20 protein-coding genes are annotated in these 15540 nt (G+C 45.5%); 15 read left to right on the top strand and 5 right to left on the bottom strand.

Annotation, left to right across the window (positions count from 1 at the left end):
* Window positions 1-16 precede the first annotated feature (16 nt).
* From luxS to WB308_RS02085, 6 genes are read left to right on the top strand one after another with little or no spacing between them, the layout of a single operon-like run.
* Window positions 17-523, top strand: coding sequence for an S-ribosylhomocysteine lyase (gene luxS / locus WB308_RS02110; protein WP_424188508.1), 507 nt, complete (start codon window positions 17-19; stop codon window positions 521-523).
* On the top strand, window positions 520-822 hold the full coding sequence (locus WB308_RS02105) for a hypothetical protein (protein WP_424188506.1): 303 nt from the start codon (window positions 520-522) through the stop codon (window positions 820-822). Before luxS ends, WB308_RS02105 begins: the two co-directional genes overlap by 4 nt.
* A 12-nt stretch (window positions 823-834) precedes the next feature.
* On the top strand, window positions 835-1308 hold the full coding sequence (locus WB308_RS02100; RefSeq protein WP_424188504.1) for a hypothetical protein: 474 nt from the start codon (window positions 835-837) through the stop codon (window positions 1306-1308).
* A 49-nt stretch (window positions 1309-1357) separates the two neighbouring features.
* Window positions 1358-1651 carry a nucleotidyltransferase family protein gene (locus tag WB308_RS02095; RefSeq protein WP_424188502.1) on the top strand — a complete coding sequence of 98 codons (294 nt, stop codon included), beginning with the start codon at window positions 1358-1360 and terminating at the stop codon, window positions 1649-1651.
* Window positions 1632-2012, top strand: a complete 381-nt coding sequence (locus WB308_RS02090; RefSeq protein ID WP_424188500.1) for a DUF86 domain-containing protein — start codon at window positions 1632-1634, stop codon at window positions 2010-2012. Before WB308_RS02095 ends, WB308_RS02090 begins: the two co-directional genes overlap by 20 nt.
* Before the next feature lie 13 nt (window positions 2013-2025).
* Window positions 2026-2772, top strand: coding sequence for a tRNA (5-methylaminomethyl-2-thiouridine)(34)-methyltransferase MnmD (locus WB308_RS02085; protein ID WP_424188498.1), 747 nt, complete (start codon window positions 2026-2028; stop codon window positions 2770-2772).
* Here WB308_RS02085 and WB308_RS02080 read toward each other — a convergent pair.
* From WB308_RS02080 to WB308_RS02070, 3 genes are all read right to left on the bottom strand, one after another.
* Window positions 2769-3383, bottom strand: coding sequence for a riboflavin synthase (locus tag WB308_RS02080; RefSeq protein ID WP_424188496.1), 615 nt, complete (start codon window positions 3381-3383; stop codon window positions 2769-2771). The two genes, WB308_RS02085 and WB308_RS02080, sit on opposite strands and share 4 nt — an antisense overlap.
* A 136-nt stretch (window positions 3384-3519) precedes the next feature.
* Window positions 3520-4203 carry a tetratricopeptide repeat protein gene (locus WB308_RS02075; protein ID WP_424188494.1) on the bottom strand — a complete coding sequence of 228 codons (684 nt, stop codon included), beginning with the start codon at window positions 4201-4203 and terminating at the stop codon, window positions 3520-3522.
* A gap of 47 nt (window positions 4204-4250) precedes the next feature.
* Window positions 4251-4448, bottom strand: a complete 198-nt coding sequence (locus tag WB308_RS02070; RefSeq protein WP_424188492.1) for a hypothetical protein — start codon at window positions 4446-4448, stop codon at window positions 4251-4253.
* A gap of 117 nt (window positions 4449-4565) precedes the next feature.
* Between WB308_RS02070 and mnmG the strand changes: the two genes are divergently transcribed.
* The 9 genes from mnmG (at window position 4566) to WB308_RS02025 (ending at window position 13819) form a co-directional block, all read left to right on the top strand.
* Window positions 4566-6440, top strand: a complete 1875-nt coding sequence (mnmG, locus tag WB308_RS02065; RefSeq protein ID WP_424188490.1) for a tRNA uridine-5-carboxymethylaminomethyl(34) synthesis enzyme MnmG — start codon at window positions 4566-4568, stop codon at window positions 6438-6440.
* 12 nt (window positions 6441-6452) lie between these two features.
* Window positions 6453-7322, top strand: coding sequence for a hypothetical protein (locus WB308_RS02060; RefSeq protein WP_424188488.1), 870 nt, complete (start codon window positions 6453-6455; stop codon window positions 7320-7322).
* 60 nt (window positions 7323-7382) lie between these two features.
* A complete protein-coding gene (locus WB308_RS02055; RefSeq protein WP_424188486.1) occupies window positions 7383-7883 on the top strand; it encodes a Rieske 2Fe-2S domain-containing protein in 501 nt (166 codons plus the stop codon).
* A gap of 10 nt (window positions 7884-7893) precedes the next feature.
* A complete protein-coding gene (locus tag WB308_RS02050) occupies window positions 7894-9144 on the top strand; it encodes a cytochrome b (protein ID WP_424188484.1) in 1251 nt (416 codons plus the stop codon).
* Window positions 9144-10022 carry a c-type cytochrome gene (locus tag WB308_RS02045; protein WP_424188482.1) on the top strand — a complete coding sequence of 293 codons (879 nt, stop codon included), beginning with the start codon at window positions 9144-9146 and terminating at the stop codon, window positions 10020-10022. The genes WB308_RS02050 and WB308_RS02045 overlap by 1 nt, the downstream gene beginning before the upstream one ends.
* Before the next feature lie 138 nt (window positions 10023-10160).
* Window positions 10161-11126, top strand: coding sequence for a GTP 3',8-cyclase MoaA (gene moaA, locus WB308_RS02040; RefSeq protein WP_424188480.1), 966 nt, complete (start codon window positions 10161-10163; stop codon window positions 11124-11126).
* Window positions 11127-11128: 2 nt separating this feature from the next.
* Complete coding sequence (locus WB308_RS02035; protein WP_424188478.1) at window positions 11129-11887, top strand: 7-carboxy-7-deazaguanine synthase QueE; 759 nt, start codon at window positions 11129-11131, stop codon at window positions 11885-11887.
* A 349-nt stretch (window positions 11888-12236) separates the two neighbouring features.
* Window positions 12237-13235, top strand: a complete 999-nt coding sequence (locus tag WB308_RS02030) for a PDDEXK nuclease domain-containing protein (RefSeq protein WP_424188476.1) — start codon at window positions 12237-12239, stop codon at window positions 13233-13235.
* A 2-nt stretch (window positions 13236-13237) separates the two neighbouring features.
* On the top strand, window positions 13238-13819 hold the full coding sequence (locus WB308_RS02025; RefSeq protein WP_424188474.1) for a 6-pyruvoyl trahydropterin synthase family protein: 582 nt from the start codon (window positions 13238-13240) through the stop codon (window positions 13817-13819).
* Here WB308_RS02025 and WB308_RS02020 read toward each other — a convergent pair.
* Window positions 13816-14250: an NINE protein gene (locus tag WB308_RS02020; protein WP_424188472.1), complete on the bottom strand. Its 435-nt coding sequence runs from the start codon at window positions 14248-14250 to the stop codon at window positions 13816-13818. The genes WB308_RS02025 and WB308_RS02020 overlap by 4 nt on opposite strands.
* 17 nt (window positions 14251-14267) lie before the next feature.
* The gene (glp, locus tag WB308_RS02015; protein WP_424188470.1) at window positions 14268-15485 is read right to left on the bottom strand and encodes a gephyrin-like molybdotransferase Glp; all 1218 of its coding nucleotides are present in this window, start codon (window positions 15483-15485) and stop codon (window positions 14268-14270) included.
* Between the last annotated feature and the right edge of the window lie 55 nt (window positions 15486-15540).

Genomic DNA, 15540 nt, shown 5'->3' with positions numbered 1-15540 from the left:
ATGATGAAGGAGTTTTATGCCGTTATTGGATAGTTTTACCGTCGATCACACCATTATGCCCGCCCCCGCAGTTCGTCGTGCAAAAGGGATGAAAACGCCGAAGGGTGATGATATTACCGTGTTCGATCTCCGTTTTTGCCGCCCGAATGAAGCGATTCTTTCTCAAGAGGGAATTCATACCATGGAACATCTGTTTGCTGGATTTATGCGCGATCATCTCAACTCGGATCAGACGGAGATTATCGATATTTCGCCGATGGGATGCCGCACCGGATTTTACATGAGCGTGATCGGAACACCCAGTGAAGAGGTAGTGGCCGATGCGTGGGAAGCATCGATGAAAGATATTTTGGCGGTGGAAAAGCAAAGTGACATCCCGGAACTTAATATTTACCAATGCGGGACCTGTGCGATGCACTCACTCGAAGATGCCAAAGCGATTGCGACCGAAGTGCTCCGCAAAGATATCGATATTATGGACAATGAAGCGTTGAAGCTTGATATGGCAAAGGTGCACGGATGATTTTACTGATCCCTATGAATGGAGACGATACGCAAGAATCGGAACTTACGGCTATTTTGAGCGCGTCATTTTGGGCGACGGTAGAGGTTGAAGAGGGGCGCGTCATTGAGATCAACTTTTACACCGACCGCACCCAAATCGAAGCAATGCCCGATGCGGTCATCGTCACCAATAACTATGAGCCCGTCATGGAGTTTCTGGATCAGCAGATGATGGTGTTGGTCGCTCACACACAGCGTACGATTGATGATATTGTCGAAGCCTATCTTTTCCGCGAATTACATGATTTGGCACTATAATTTCACTCTCTTATGATCACTTCACTCCTTCATCCGACACCCTATACGAAAATTATGGTGGTAACAAGCCATTTAGACGCTATGGCGGAGGAGTTGGGTGATTTTCTCACTTCTTATGAGGGGCTGATCGATTTTTCACTGTTTCCTGGGGATCATCAGAGCCTAAGTACTTTTCATAAAATTTTTACGATCAAAGACTATAAATCTCCTGCAGGGGGAATTCCCCGCGATTACGCCGCCGTGATCGTGCAGGACGTATTGCACCTGCACGAATCTCCGCAGAAATTTTTACAGTTGATTTACCGTACGCTGCTCAACGCTTCCGAAATTATCATCATTCAGAAAAACGGTTCGATGGGTGTCGCTGAGGTGGAAGCGTTGCTCGATCAGGTCGAATTCCGTGCGATCAATACAATGACCGATTTGATCGAAGGGCATGAGATTATCGTCGGAAAAAAAATGCATATGTGGGGTAATGGACTATAAAAACGTTGATTGTGTTACAATACAAAAAGTAATTTTAAAGAAGAGTAATATGGTTACAAAAGAGATAATTCTCGATTTTTTTGCTAATCACAAAGATGAATTGAGAGAGAGATATTCACTTGTCAAGGTGGGACTTTTCGGAAGTTATGCAAAAGGTTCTGCTACAGCTGAGAGTGATATCGATATCTATGCCGAATTTGAAGATAAACGATTTAGAAATATTGCCGGCGCGTGGAATTATTTTGAGGAAGCTTTCGGTACAAAAATAGATCTCTTATATCCTCATAAGAACATGAGACCCTCGCTAAAACAAAATATCGAGCATGAAGTCATTTATGGATAAGAAAAATACCAAAGAGTTACTTGAGTACATTATTCAAAGTATCGATTTGATACAAAAACGTTTTTTAGCTGTCAAGCAAAGCGATGATTTTATGAAAGATGACGAAGGGCTGGAAAAATTAGATTCTATCTCTATGCGTTTACAAAGTATCGGTGAAGCACTTAAAAATATTTACAAAACCGATCCTCATGTTCTTGAAGCGATTGCACCCAAAACGTATTGGAGTGATATCATCAAATTTCGAGAAGTTATCTCCCATCATTATATCGATATTGATTCAGAAGTCGTGTATGAAATTTGTCATGACGAACTCGATGCTCTGAAAGAAAAAATTAGTGTTGCATTAAAATTAGAGCGATAAAGATCAACGGACTATGAAAGAGTGGGTACAAAGCGAAGACGGCAGTTATACCGCCTACAGCAGCGAATATGACGAACACTACCACTCGACCAAAGACGGGGCGTTGAACGAATCGCTGAAAAAACACATCGAACCTGCATTTACACGGCATAGAGAGAAAGATCACCTTCGCATCATCGACATCTGTTTCGGTTTGGGGTTTAATACCCTTCTCAGCCTCTATTATCGTGACACCTACGCCCCCGACACGACCCTCGAAATCTACTCCCCCGAACTCGACGGCGATCTCGTCGCCTCTCTCGTCGATTTCCCCTATCCCGAAATCTTTGAGCCGTACCGAAACGTGATCACCGATATTGCAACGCTCGGCGGATATGAGGACGAACGAACGCAAATTACGGTTGATATTATGGATGCGAGATTAGCGATGAGAGAGTTGGATGGGGAGTGGGATATCTGCTATCAGGATGCTTTTAGCCCCACCGTTAATCCGGTATTGTGGACACGGGAATATTTTGCCGACATCGCACGGCTGATGGGTGAGGAAGGGGTTATGACGACCTATTCGACCGCCCTTGCTACGCGGTTGGCTCTCTATGAAAACGGCTTTAACGTTTATCTGAATCGGGGTGAGGGGTATCGAAATGCGACGGTCGCCTCCCGCAGAGCGCTAGAGGATTTCGAGGGGGTGGATATGGAACATAAGATCCGGTGTAATCCGAATGCCCGATCGCTCAGAGACGATTTGGATAACGGCTAATAGAGGGCGCTGATGTGGTCAACATCATTCCAACTCAAATCTTTTTTGGTCGATGAGGTCAAAATGTGGCGCATATAGCGGGCGAAGACGTCGGTTTCGATATTGACCCTCGTCCCTTTTTTATAGGTACCGAAAAGGGTTTCGCGCATGGTGATCGGGATGATGGTGAGGCGGAATGCTCCGCTCATCACCTCGTTGACCGTTAAACTGATTCCGTCGATGGTAATGGAGCCTTTCGGGGGGATGAGGGGGATAAACGCTGAGTCGACATCGACGATCACCTCGTAGCTGTTGCCGTTATCGGTAATGGAGCGGATCGTCCCGATCGTATCGATATGCCCCTGGACGATATGCCCCTCGAACCGATCCCCCATCATCATGGCCGGTTCGATGTGCACCTGTCCGCTCAGTTTTTCGGTGGCAATGTGCGTAAGGGTTTCGGGAGAGAGCTCGACACTGAACCCGTCACTCTCGATACTGACGACCGAGAGACAGGTACCGTTGACCGCAATGGAATCACCGAGTTTTGGACGATGGGAAGCTTTGAGAGAAAGACGATTGCCCCCGAAACTTTTGACCGCAGCCATCTCCCGAATCAGTCCTGTAAACATGGTGTTCCTTTGGAATTGACCTTTCAAGGTCAGTTTTTTCTCCCGTATCGTGAGCGATACGGGAAGCTTTAGGGGGTTATAGGGACATTTGTCCCTGCCACTTTCTGGGCTATGCCCAGAAAGTGTGTAACATCAGTTAAAAAACTATTTTACCCTCTTCTTGCAAAGAACGGATAATGTTTTTCGCTTTTTCATGGCCGTTGTAGGCCGCCTTGCGGCACCACTCCAATGCCGTGTCATGATCGGCTTCACACCCGAATCCCTGATCATACATCAGCCCCAGATTGTATTGAGCTTCCGCGAGATTCATATTGGCGGCACGGGAGAAGCAGATGAAGGCACGCGGGTAGTCCTGCGACACCCCATGCCCTTCTTTATAGAGGACACCGAGGTTGTTAAACGCATTGGCATTTCCCCGCTTTGCCGCCTCTTCGTACCAAAATGCCGCTTCGGAAAAATTCTGCACGCATCCTAGACCCCGTTCCAGGGAGAGAGCCGCCTCGTATTGCGCTTGGGGAAATTCCAATACAGCAGCACGGAGCAGAAACTCGAAGGCTTTGAATTGATCGTGCGGAACCACAACGCCATCAGCGTACATCAAGGCGAGATTGTAAATCGCAGCGGGTTCATCCAATTCAGCGGCTTGGGAGTAGAGATAAAAGGAGCGCTCCAATGAGCTCTCAACCCCCAGCCCTTTTTGGTGCATGTATCCTAACGAGGAGAGGGCCGTAGGATTGTTTTGGAGAGCCAATGTCTCGAAAAGTTCCAGCGCTTCTGTGTAGCGGTGGGAATTAAAAGCATCAAATGCGGCTTGGAGCATATCAATTAACCTTCTTTAATTTTCGGCTGATTATAGCGAGGAGGGTCTTAACGACGCACTTTCCGGTCGAGACGCTGTTTTTCTTTAAGCTTACTTACAACGTCCTTGAGCTCCTCTTTTTTTTGGAGCAGCTGGTCTCTGATGAGGTATTCGTCTCCTCCGTCAATCTCAGGATCGTATTCAAGAGGCTTCGGATTGTAGTTTTTGAGAAGCTCTTCTAATGTTTTGGTGTTTAAGCCATCCATATGTGTCACCCGTCATCAAAATATTTTCTTAATTATAAAAGATTTTGCCTTGGAGTTTTTATAGGTTTCAACAAGGGAAGCTATAATTGCATTAATAATCTATGTAAAGAAGCAATTATGACATATGACGTAATCGTAGTCGGCGGAGGACACGCCGGAATCGAAGCCGCACTCGCCTCTGCACGTATGGGGCACAATACTCTTATGGTCTCCATATTGGCCGAGCAGGTAGGGGCGACAAGCTGTAACCCTGCCGTCGGCGGTTTGGCGAAAGGGCATTTGGTGCGCGAACTCGATGCACTCGGCGGAGAGATGGGACTTTTGACCGATGAGGCGGGTATCCAGTTTCGTATCCTCAATATCACGAAAGGGCCCGCCGTTCGGGGAAGCCGTGCCCAGATTGATATGGACCGTTACCGCGTTATTGCCCGTAACACCATCCTCACAACCCCGAATATGTCGTTGATCCAGGAGACGGTTACGTCGCTGATGATTGAAGAAGGGGCGGTTGTCGGTGTACGTACCCATCTGCTCAACGAGTATCGTGCTGCGCGGGTTATCCTCACAACGGGGACCTTCCTTAACGGAGTAGTGCATATCGGAGAAATTACCCAAGAGGCGGGACGTTTTGGAGAATTTGCCGCAAAAGGGCTCACCGATTCCCTCCGCGAAGCAGGGCTCAACGTTGGACGGCTCAAAACGGGAACCTGCCCCCGCGTCGATAGCTCCTCGATCGATTTCTCGGTCATGGAGATTCAAGACGGCGATGAATTGCCCAATCCGTTCAGCTTCCGCACCGACCGCGAAGAGTTTGCACGGACCAAAAAGCAGCTCCCGTGCTACATTGCCTATACGAACGAAGAGACCCACAGCCTGATCGAGGGGAACTTTCATCGAGCACCTCTTTTTACGGGACAGATTGAGGGGGTAGGGCCGCGCTACTGTCCGAGTATCGAAGATAAGATCAACCGGTTCCGTGACAAAGAGCGTCACCACCTCTTTATCGAGCCGCAAACGGCGGAGAACACGGAGTGCTACATCAATGGAATGTCCACCTCCCTTCCGCCCGATGTACAGCGCTCTATGATCCATTCGGTGCACGGGATGGAGAATGCGAAAATTGTCCGTTACGGTTATGCAATCGAGTACGATTACGTCGATCCGACTGAGCTCAAACACACATTGGAGACAAAAAAGGTCAAAAATCTTTATTGCGCCGGACAGCTCAACGGAACAACGGGATATGAAGAGGCGGCGGCTCAGGGGATGATGGCAGGGATCAATGCCGCGCTTTCACTGCAAGGTAAAGAGCCGTTGATTTTGCGCCGTGATGAAGCCTACATCGGTGTGTTGATCGATGACTTGGTGACCAAGGGGACAAAGGAACCGTATCGGATGTTTACCTCCCGCGCCGAGTATCGATTGCTGCTGCGTGAAGAGACGGCCGATTTACGCTTAGGTCGCTACGGTCATGCCCTTGGTTTGATCAGCGATCAGCAAATGGAGCAGATCGAGACAAAACGCTCTCAAATTGCAGAAGGGTTGAAACTTCTTGAAGAGACGATCTATACCCCGAACAAAGAGTTTTTAGCATTTTTGGCTTCTATCGACGAGGAACATATCACCGACAAACTTACTGCCACACAGCTTGTTTCACGTAAGAGTTTCGAGCTTGATAAGTTGACGAAACTTATACCAAGTTTCGCAGAGCTTGATCTGTATATCCAAGAACAGATTTTGATCGAAGCCAAATACGCCCGTTATGTTGAGAAACAAAGCGACGATATCGAGCGGATGAGCAAAATGCTTCATATCGCCATCCCCGAGAATTTTGATTTTGCATCCGTCTCAGGGCTTTCCAACGAGATTGTAAGCAAACTTAATACGTTTAATCCTCCTACCTTGCAAGCGGCATCACAGATCAGCGGAATGACCCCCGCTGCCCTTGATATTCTCCATATCTATATCAAAATGGCTCAACGCAAAAACTAAAGGAACTTTATTATGCGCTATTTCTATTACGTCCATACGGGTCACCGTATCGGACTGGATCGTTTTCACCGTGCCGTTGCCATCGTCAATGAACTTCAAAAAGAGATCGACATTACCCTTCTTTGTTCCGATTTTCGAATCGCTGCGGAAGCGAAAGAATACGGAATCAAACGCTCTGTCGGAGTCGATTTGGTACGAAATATTCCCCAAATCGCCCATCACGGGGATAAGATCATTTTTGACTCTGCAGAGATTAACCCAATCCTTTTGAACGATATGACGGGCTTTTTTTCCACCTTTATCCGCATGAGTGACGATCCGTCCGATACCAAACACGATAAAGAGTTTTTAATCTCTCCGTATCTGGACGGTGAGGAGATTTGTAATGCAACGGTTATTGCTGAACGCTACTTTGAGCCACTTCCTAAAACGATTCCTATGGCACTCTTCTTCGGTGATGACGATTATGAAAAAGATTTGGAGAAACACCAGGAGGCATTCAAGCCGTTTAATATGGAGCTGCTGATGGGTTTTTACCATTTCTTGGGATATGAAAAGGCTCTTAAAGAGAGTTTTACTCTTATCCATGAGTGTGAGGCCTACGATGAGGTGATTCGCCACAGCGAGGTATTACTCAGTGCTTCGCCGATGGCAGTGCTTCAGAATCTTGCCGGAGGCGGCAAACCTGTTTTTATTCAACGGACCGATTACCTGACCGATTTTCTCCCTTTGTTTACATCCCTTAACATTCCGATTGTAACGGAAATGACAAAAGATATACTTATGCAAGCGATAAGTACAAGTTCATCAAATAACTATCACACAATCGAAAAAAGTAACAACAAATTAATTGAATTCATAAGGAAAAGTTTAAATTTATAGAAACTTAAACCTTTTTAACTTATTATGGGTAGTTAAATTTCCAAATTAAGTGAGATGACAATGATGGATGAAAGCAGAAGAGGGTTTATCGGTAAAGCCTTTGGTGCAGTCGCCGCTGTAGGGGGAATCGCCTCGCTCATCGCGATGAAGAAGACATGGGATCCACTCCCGAGCGTCATGTCGGCCGGTTTTACAACGGTAGACGTGTCAGGCCTAGAAGCCAATAAATTAGAAATCGCTGTATGGCGGGGTAAACCGGTGTTTATCCTTAAATACACCGAAGATATGAAACCGACCGATGGACGTAATGTCAAAATCGGCGATCACTATTTTTCAGTTATGATCGGTCTTTGTACCCATCTTGGCTGTATTCCTGCCTATCGTGCGGATCAGCATGATTTTAAATGTGCGTGCCACGGTGGCGAATTCACCGATGCCGGTGTTCACAAATTCGGACCTCCTCCAAGGCCGCTTGATATTCCTCCGTTCAAACTTGATGGTGTAACGCTTGTCTTGGGTGAAGAAGGTCCTGAATACAAAGCAATGATGGCGAAAGCATAAGGGGATCGTGATGGCAGAATTTAAAAAAGCAGACTCGATGCTCGAGTGGTTTGACCAGCGTTTAGGTGTCGTCAACTTTGCAAAAGTGATGATGACAGAGTATTGGATTCCGAAAAATATCAACTTTTTGTGGGCGATGGGGGTTTTGCTGACCGTATTGTTCACCTTTTTGGTCGTTTCAGGAATTTTTCTTTTGATGTACTACAAACCCGATGTCAATATGGCGTTTGACAGTGTTAATTACACCATTATGCAGGAAGTTGCGTACGGTTGGTTATTCCGACATATCCATGCGGTCGGTGCTTCGGTTGTTTTCCTGGTCATTTATATCCATATGTTTACGGGTATTTATTACGGCTCTTATAAAAAAGGGCGCGAGATGATCTGGGTATCGGGTATGTTGTTATTCGTCCTTTTCTCAGCAGAAGGATTCAGCGGATATATGCTTCCATGGGGGCAAATGTCGTATTGGGCAGCGTACGTTATTACCGAGATTTTCGGGGGTATCCCGTTTGTCGGTGATGAGCTTGTGGTTTGGATTCGCGGTAACTTCTATGTATCCGATTCAACATTGACCCGTTTCTTTATGCTTCATGTATTGTTGATCCCGTTGTTGATTATCGGTGCGATTGTATTTCATTTTTACGCGCTCCGTTTTCCACACGTAAACAATGAAGCAGGCGAATTTTTCGATTTTGATGAGGAAGCGGAAAAATACCTTGCAGGAAACAAAAAAGAGTCTAAAGTTGTCCCTTTCTGGCCGGTATTCTTGTCAAAAGATTTCTTTGTTCTCGGTTTCTTTATGCTGTTCTTTTTCTATTTGGTTTTCTTCCATTACAACTTTGCGATGGACCCGGTAAACTTTGATAAAGCAGACGGTCTTAAAACTCCGGCACATATCTACCCTGAGTGGTATTTCTTGTGGAGCTACGAAGTGTTACGCGGATTCTTCTTTGAAATCGCAGGTGTTTCCGGTAAAGACCTTGGTTTGATCGCGTTTGGTATTGCAAATGCTATTTTCTTTGTAATGCCGTGGTTGGATCGTTCACCGATGGTAAAACCGGCAAATCAACGCCCGTATTTCAAATATTGGTTCTGGTTCTTGATGGTAGATTTGATCGTGTTGACCGTGTATGGTAAATTACCTCCGACCGGTGCGAATGCATGGGTAGGTTTTGCTTCATCAATGACGTTCTTGGTCCTGTTCGCGGCATTGCCGTTTGTTACCAAAGCAGAAGCCAAAAAAGTGGGAGGCAAATAATGAAAGAGTTTAAAATTTTAGCCGTCATTATGGCTCTTGTCGGTATCACCTATTACGGGATTGAGCCGTATGCGCACCATATTATGCATCCGGAAGTTGCTCCGGCAGATTTTAGTTTTAAGACATTGAAAAATGTCGATACCTCACTTGCCGGCAACGTTGAAAACGGTAAAGTGCTTGTTGAAGCCAACTGTATTGCGTGTCACGCAATCGAAGCGGGTGGATATCCTCAAACAATGCCTAACGCTGACGCGGGGGCATCGTACGGCGTCGTCCCACCTGATTTAAGCAATGCAGGTCGTATCTACGATAAAAACTATTTGGCGAACTTTATTTTTGATCCGGTCACTGCAATGCATGTCGAGCACAAATATACGCCGGAAAGCGGTAAAGTTTTCCCAATGCCAGCCTATAACTGGATGACTCCTCAAGAGATCATGGACATGGTTGCCTATTTTCAATCGATTGCTCCAAAAGTAGTTGAAGGAAAAGAAGGAAACAAAGCAACGTTCGTAGCGGCGTGCGGACATTGTCACGGTATGAAGTATGCGGGGATTGAAGCGGCTACGCCGGCAGATAATCTTAAAACCTATTTGGGTGCCACGCCTCCGGATTTGTCTCAGTATATCAAAAGTCGTGGCGAGCATTACTTGCACAGCTTTATCAATGATCCCCAAGCGTTGCTTCACGGCACTTCTATGCCTCGCGTCGGTTTGACCGAAAAAGCACAAGAAGAAGTGATCACCTACATGGAAGAGATCGGCGATTCGAAAAAAGCCGAGCGTGAAACTGTAGGTCTATGGGTAATGCTGTATACTTTGATTTTTGCGATTTTGGCTTACTTGTGGAAACGCAAAATTTGGTCAGAAGTACATTAACGGTTTTTTCTGATTCACACTTGTCCCGAGAAGGGGCAAGTTTAACTCTTTTTTCTCTCTAATTCCCGTAATAAATAAAACTCCAAACAACTTTTCGCTACTATCGCGCATTTATGGTATATACCCACAAGGACAGAAGTGTTAATAGATAGTTATGGCAGAACCGTCGATTACTTGCGTGTTTCTGTAACGGAGCGATGCAATTTCCGATGTCAATATTGTATGCCCGAAAAACCGTTTTCATGGGTACCTAAAGAGAATTTGCTGAGCTTTGAAGAGTTATTTGAATTTATTAAAGTTTCGATTGACGAAGGGATTAAAAAAATCCGTATTACCGGCGGTGAACCGCTGCTGCGCGAAGACCTCGACACCTTTATCAAAATGATTTACGATTATAAAAATGATATCGATCTGGCGATGACAACCAACGCTTTTTTGCTCAAGGGTACCGCTCAAAAACTCTACGATGCAGGCCTTCGCCGCATTAATGTCTCGATTGATTCGCTGAAACCTGAGATTGCCGAAACGATTGCCAAAAAGGATGTTTTGCGGCAGGTACTTGAAGGGGTCGAAGAAGCCCTCCGGGTAGGTTTAAAAGTCAAAGTCAACATGGTTCCCATGAAAGGGCTCAACGACTGTGAAGTATTGGATGTACTGGAATACTGTAAAGCACGCGGTATGGTCGTTCGGTTTATTGAATATATGGAAAACGTTCATGCCGAAGTGAATATCAAAGGGATGCAGAGTCCTGAACTCCTCAGTATTATCGGTAGCCGTTATCCCTATAGTGATGAAGGGTTTGACGGCCATTCTCCTTCACATTACTATAAACTCGAAGACGGATATGAATTCGGAATCATCGAGCCCCATAAAGACGATTTTTGCACCAAATGCAACCGTATCCGTCTCACTGCCGAGGGAAATCTGATTCCGTGCCTCTATTTTGACGAAGCGATGTCGATCCGTGACGCCGTGCGGCGCGGGGATATCAAAGAGGCGGCCTTGGTTTTGAAAGAGGTTATTCGTACGAAGCCTGAGAAGAACCGTTGGAGCGAGGGGGATGCCGAGCAGTCCAATCGTGCCTTTTATGAAACGGGGGGGTGAGAATGCTCTATCTAGTAGAACATTTTTACTCCGTGCAAGGAGAAGGTAAATACACGGGGGTACCGTCACTGTTTTTTCGATTCGGGGGGTGTAATCTCAAGTGTGAAGGGTTCGGATGCACGGAGAGAGCCCCAAATGGAGCTGAAATTCTTGGATGCGATACGGTGTATGCGGTAGATCGCAAAGGATTCGGCGAGTTATGGATGGAGATTGAAGAACTTCAGAGTCTTATTTGGATTATGAACGGCTATCGATTGCCTCCTCATGTCGATGTTGTCCTCACCGGAGGCGAGCCTCTCATATATGCCAATGAGCCGATTTTTGTCGAGTTTATTGACTATTTGGTAGGGCACGGGCATCGTGTAACCTTTGAGACCAACGCGACGATTGCTCCCGATTTTCAACGCTACCCTTTTTACCGTGAGGCAACGTATGCGTTATCGGTCAAACTCTCAAACAGCGGTGAGCCGTATGAGCGGCGGGTCAAACCCGAAGCCTACAGTGCGATTATCGCTCAGGCCAAAGAGAGCTTTTTCAAATTCACGGTCGATGAACCCTCCTTGGTGAGTCATATCGAGTCAGAAATCGATGCGATCATTGCCCCTCACCCCTATACGCCGGTCTATTGTATGCCGCTCGGGGGAGATAAAGCCCATATCGAAGCGAACTGCGAAGCGGTTATCGAGTTTTGTAAACGCCGAGGATTTATCTACTCGGATCGTCTCCATATCCGTATCTGGGATCAAAACCACGGTGTTTAATCTTCATAAGTCCTAACATAGGGCTTAATCCCCATAAAATAGCTACTTTCAAGCCTTATTTCGTTTAATAAAAATCAATCTGATTGGTCAAATTTGGTCATTTTAGCCCATCTGAAGTGGGAAAAATCAAAAACTGTCCTGATAATAAGTCATAGATATCATAAAAGTACATAAAACTAAAAATTCGCCTAATAATTCAACACCAATAGAATTGCTACATGCAAAGGAATGATTTCCTCCTAAGCATCAAGAGATATAATACAAACTATAGAGAAGGTAATCTATTCTTCCTCGTAGACGTATTGATAGTTAACGGTATGTCGAAATTACTAATGCAGGCGTTGAAAAAATGAGCACTATTGAAGCGCTTTCTTCCTTTTATAATGAGATCAAAGCTCTTTTGCATCATGCGAGACACCATGTAATCAATACGATCAATACGACGATGACTCAAACCTATTGGGAAATCGGTCAACGAATCGTCCAAGAAGAGCAGCAGGGTGCATCACGGGCACAATACGGTAAAGCGATTTTAAAAACGTTATCAGATGAATTGACACAAGAGTTCGGTAAGGGATTTTCTGTCGATAATCTAGAAAACATGAGACGATTTTATGTTGCCTTTCAAAAATCCGAGACAGCGTCTAGGAAATTTAATCTGAGTTGGTCTCATTATATTTTTTTGACACGGATTGAAAATATTGATGAAAGAGATTTTTACGAAATAGAAGCAGTTCAGAACAGTTGGACGTTACGTGAAATGAAGCGGCAATTTGATAGCGGACTCTATGAACGGTTAAAACTCAGTTTGGATAGATCGAAGGCAAAAGAACTATCTATACAAGGTCATGTGATCGAATCGGTAAATGATATTATCAAAGATCCTTATGTATTGGAATTTGTCGGTCTTCCGGTCCAGACGAGTTATTCTGAAAATGAGCTTGAATCGAGACTGATAGATAAGCTAGAACATTTTTTATTGGAATTGGGCAAAGGGTATACATTTGTAGCACGGCAAAAAAGGATCACTATTGATGAAAAGCATTTCGCAGTAGATTTGGTTTTTTATAATCGCCTTTTGAAATCTTTTGTGGTGATTGATCTAAAAATCGGTGAGTTGAAGCATCAAGATATTGGGCAAATGATGATGTATGTCAATTATTTTGACCGATTTGAGAAAACAGAAGATGAAAATTTGACAATTGGAATTATATTGTGCAAAGATAAGAGTGAAGTTCTGGTTGAAATGACATTACCTAAAGATAACAATCAGATTTATGCAAGTAAATATTTGACTATACTCCCTAATAAAGAAGAATTGCTGAAGTTATTAGAAGAAGGAAATTAACCATGATAATCCGAAAACTTTTTAAATTCGAAAACGCCCATATCGTTCGCGGATGTTCAACCCAGCGGTGCCGCGCTTCGATTCACGGACACTCCTACAAAGTCGAAGTGCTGTTTGAGTCGCAGTATCTCGATCATGGACAGATGGTGTACGATTTCGGTTTGATGAAGCAGGGGATGAAAGAGCTGATTGACAGCTTCGATCATGCCATTGCGATTTGGGATGGGGATGATGCGGCGTATATTGCGTCGATGAAAGAACATTCAAACCGATGGGTGGTGTTACCCGTCTCTCCCTCGTGTGAACAGTTTAGCCGCGTCATCTTTTTGATGATCGATCAGCTTTTGCGTTCGACGCGGATGATCAACGGCGAGCAGGGTGTTAAGCTTCACAGTATCATCGTCCATGAGACCGAGACGGGATATGCGCAAGCTTTTTCTGAAGATGCTTATTCACAGATGATGGGGAGGATCGCTTTGGAGTCGATACTGTTTAGTGATGAAGTACGACAAGGGTGGAGTGATCCGCAATTGTGGGAAAAAGTCCTTGCCTCTGAAATCTTTATCAACCCAAAAACGGTTTAAAGCAAGACCGCTTTTTTGGCATCAAATTCGGCTTGGGTGATGACCCCTTTTTCTAAAAGCTCATGCAGCCGTTCGAGTTCATCGAGATTACTTTGGCGCAGGTCGGAGTCAGAGCCGTTTTTCCGTGTATTAAACGTGAATGTAGAGGCATCAAGCCCGGCTTGCGCATTGTATTCATTCACATATTTTTGAACATAATAGGCATCCAAAAGCCACCATATTCCCAATATCCCTAAAAATAAAAATCCGACAAAGACCACTGCGGTTGCCCATCCAACGATAAAAAGCCCTAACTGCATCGCTCCGCTTTGGATTTTACCCAGATAAAAGCGGTGAATCCCTGCCCAGCCTAAAAACCACCACAGAACATAGGCAATAACCATGTTCTTTCCTTCGACTTGGATACTCAGTGTCGTTGAATTCTCGTGCATCGGGTCCTTCCTTGTTCTTAGAGGGTGATCAGTGAGACGTGTTGTTCGCTGCTCATAGACCAGCGTGTCGGTATGATTTTTACCACAGAACCTTTTTCAAATCCCTCTACACTCGCATCGACCATCATAAAGGCGTTCGCGCGCGACAGGGGTAATACCATCCCCGGACCGAATTTTGGACTCGGGGTAAAGGATGATCCGTCATACCAACCGGGGATGAGAGAGCGTCTCCCTTTTTTCATGGTAAAAGGTTCAGACATAGAGGTTGTCAGGGTGCTGAGATATTTATCCGACCGTCCGCTCAGCGAAAAGATGGCACTTTGACCGAACAGTTCGAAACAGAGTGCCGCCGCGAGAGGATTGCCGGGGAGATTCAGGATAACGGTATCGCCGATCCGTCCGAAAGTGGTCGGCTTACCGGGTTTAATGTCAACCGATTCAAACGCACTCTCAAATCCGAGTGTTTGAAACGCCTCTTTGGTAAAATCGGCATCCCCGACACTCACTCCGCCGGAAGTAATGATCAAATCGGCATTGAGTGCACGCTGAATGTGTTCCTGGATCGATGTTAGGGTATCCACCGCCGTTCCGGTAAAGATAACATCACAGCCGAGCTCTTGCGCACGTGCCGCAAAGGTAGGGGTGTTAGTGTTATAGAGCTGATTGGCTCCCAATGTTTCATAATGCATTTTAAGCTCATTGCCCGAAGAGAAGAGGGCAATGCGGGGACGGCGGTAGAGCTTAACATGGGTGATCCCCTGTGAAGCCAGTAAAGAGATATGATGCGCATGGAGCATGGTCCCTTTCTCCAGCAAAGTCATTCCCGCTTGAATATCTTCCCCTTTGAGGCGGATATGTTGGGACGGTTTGATGAAAGAGGGCAAGGTGACGCGATCCTCGTTGAGGGTGACCTCTTCAATGGGGACGATAGCTTCGCACCCTTGCGGGATTTTAGCTCCCGTCATGATCCGAATGCACTGATCTTCCACCATACGGATCTCATCTCCGTTTCCGGCAAAAATGACGCAGGATTGTAGAAGTGTTTTTCCCGCATCTGCACAGCGGACCGCGTAGCCGTCCATCGCCGAATTATCAAAGGAGGGGAGAGAATGTTCAGCGGTGATTTTTTCGTAGAGGACGCGTTGAATCGCATTTTCAATCGGTACAATTTCCATCTGAGTGGGGTATGCGAGTTTATAAACCAAATTGAGTGCCTCTTCTACACTGATCGCCATTTCATCTCCTTAAGGTAAATAGGTGATCATTATAGGCAATTTAAGGTAAAATCCC

The organism is Sulfuricurvum sp. (assembly GCF_049587615.1).
GTDB lineage: Bacteria > Campylobacterota > Campylobacteria > Campylobacterales > Sulfurimonadaceae > Sulfuricurvum.
This window is presented reverse-complemented; position numbering and strand designations above follow the sequence as displayed.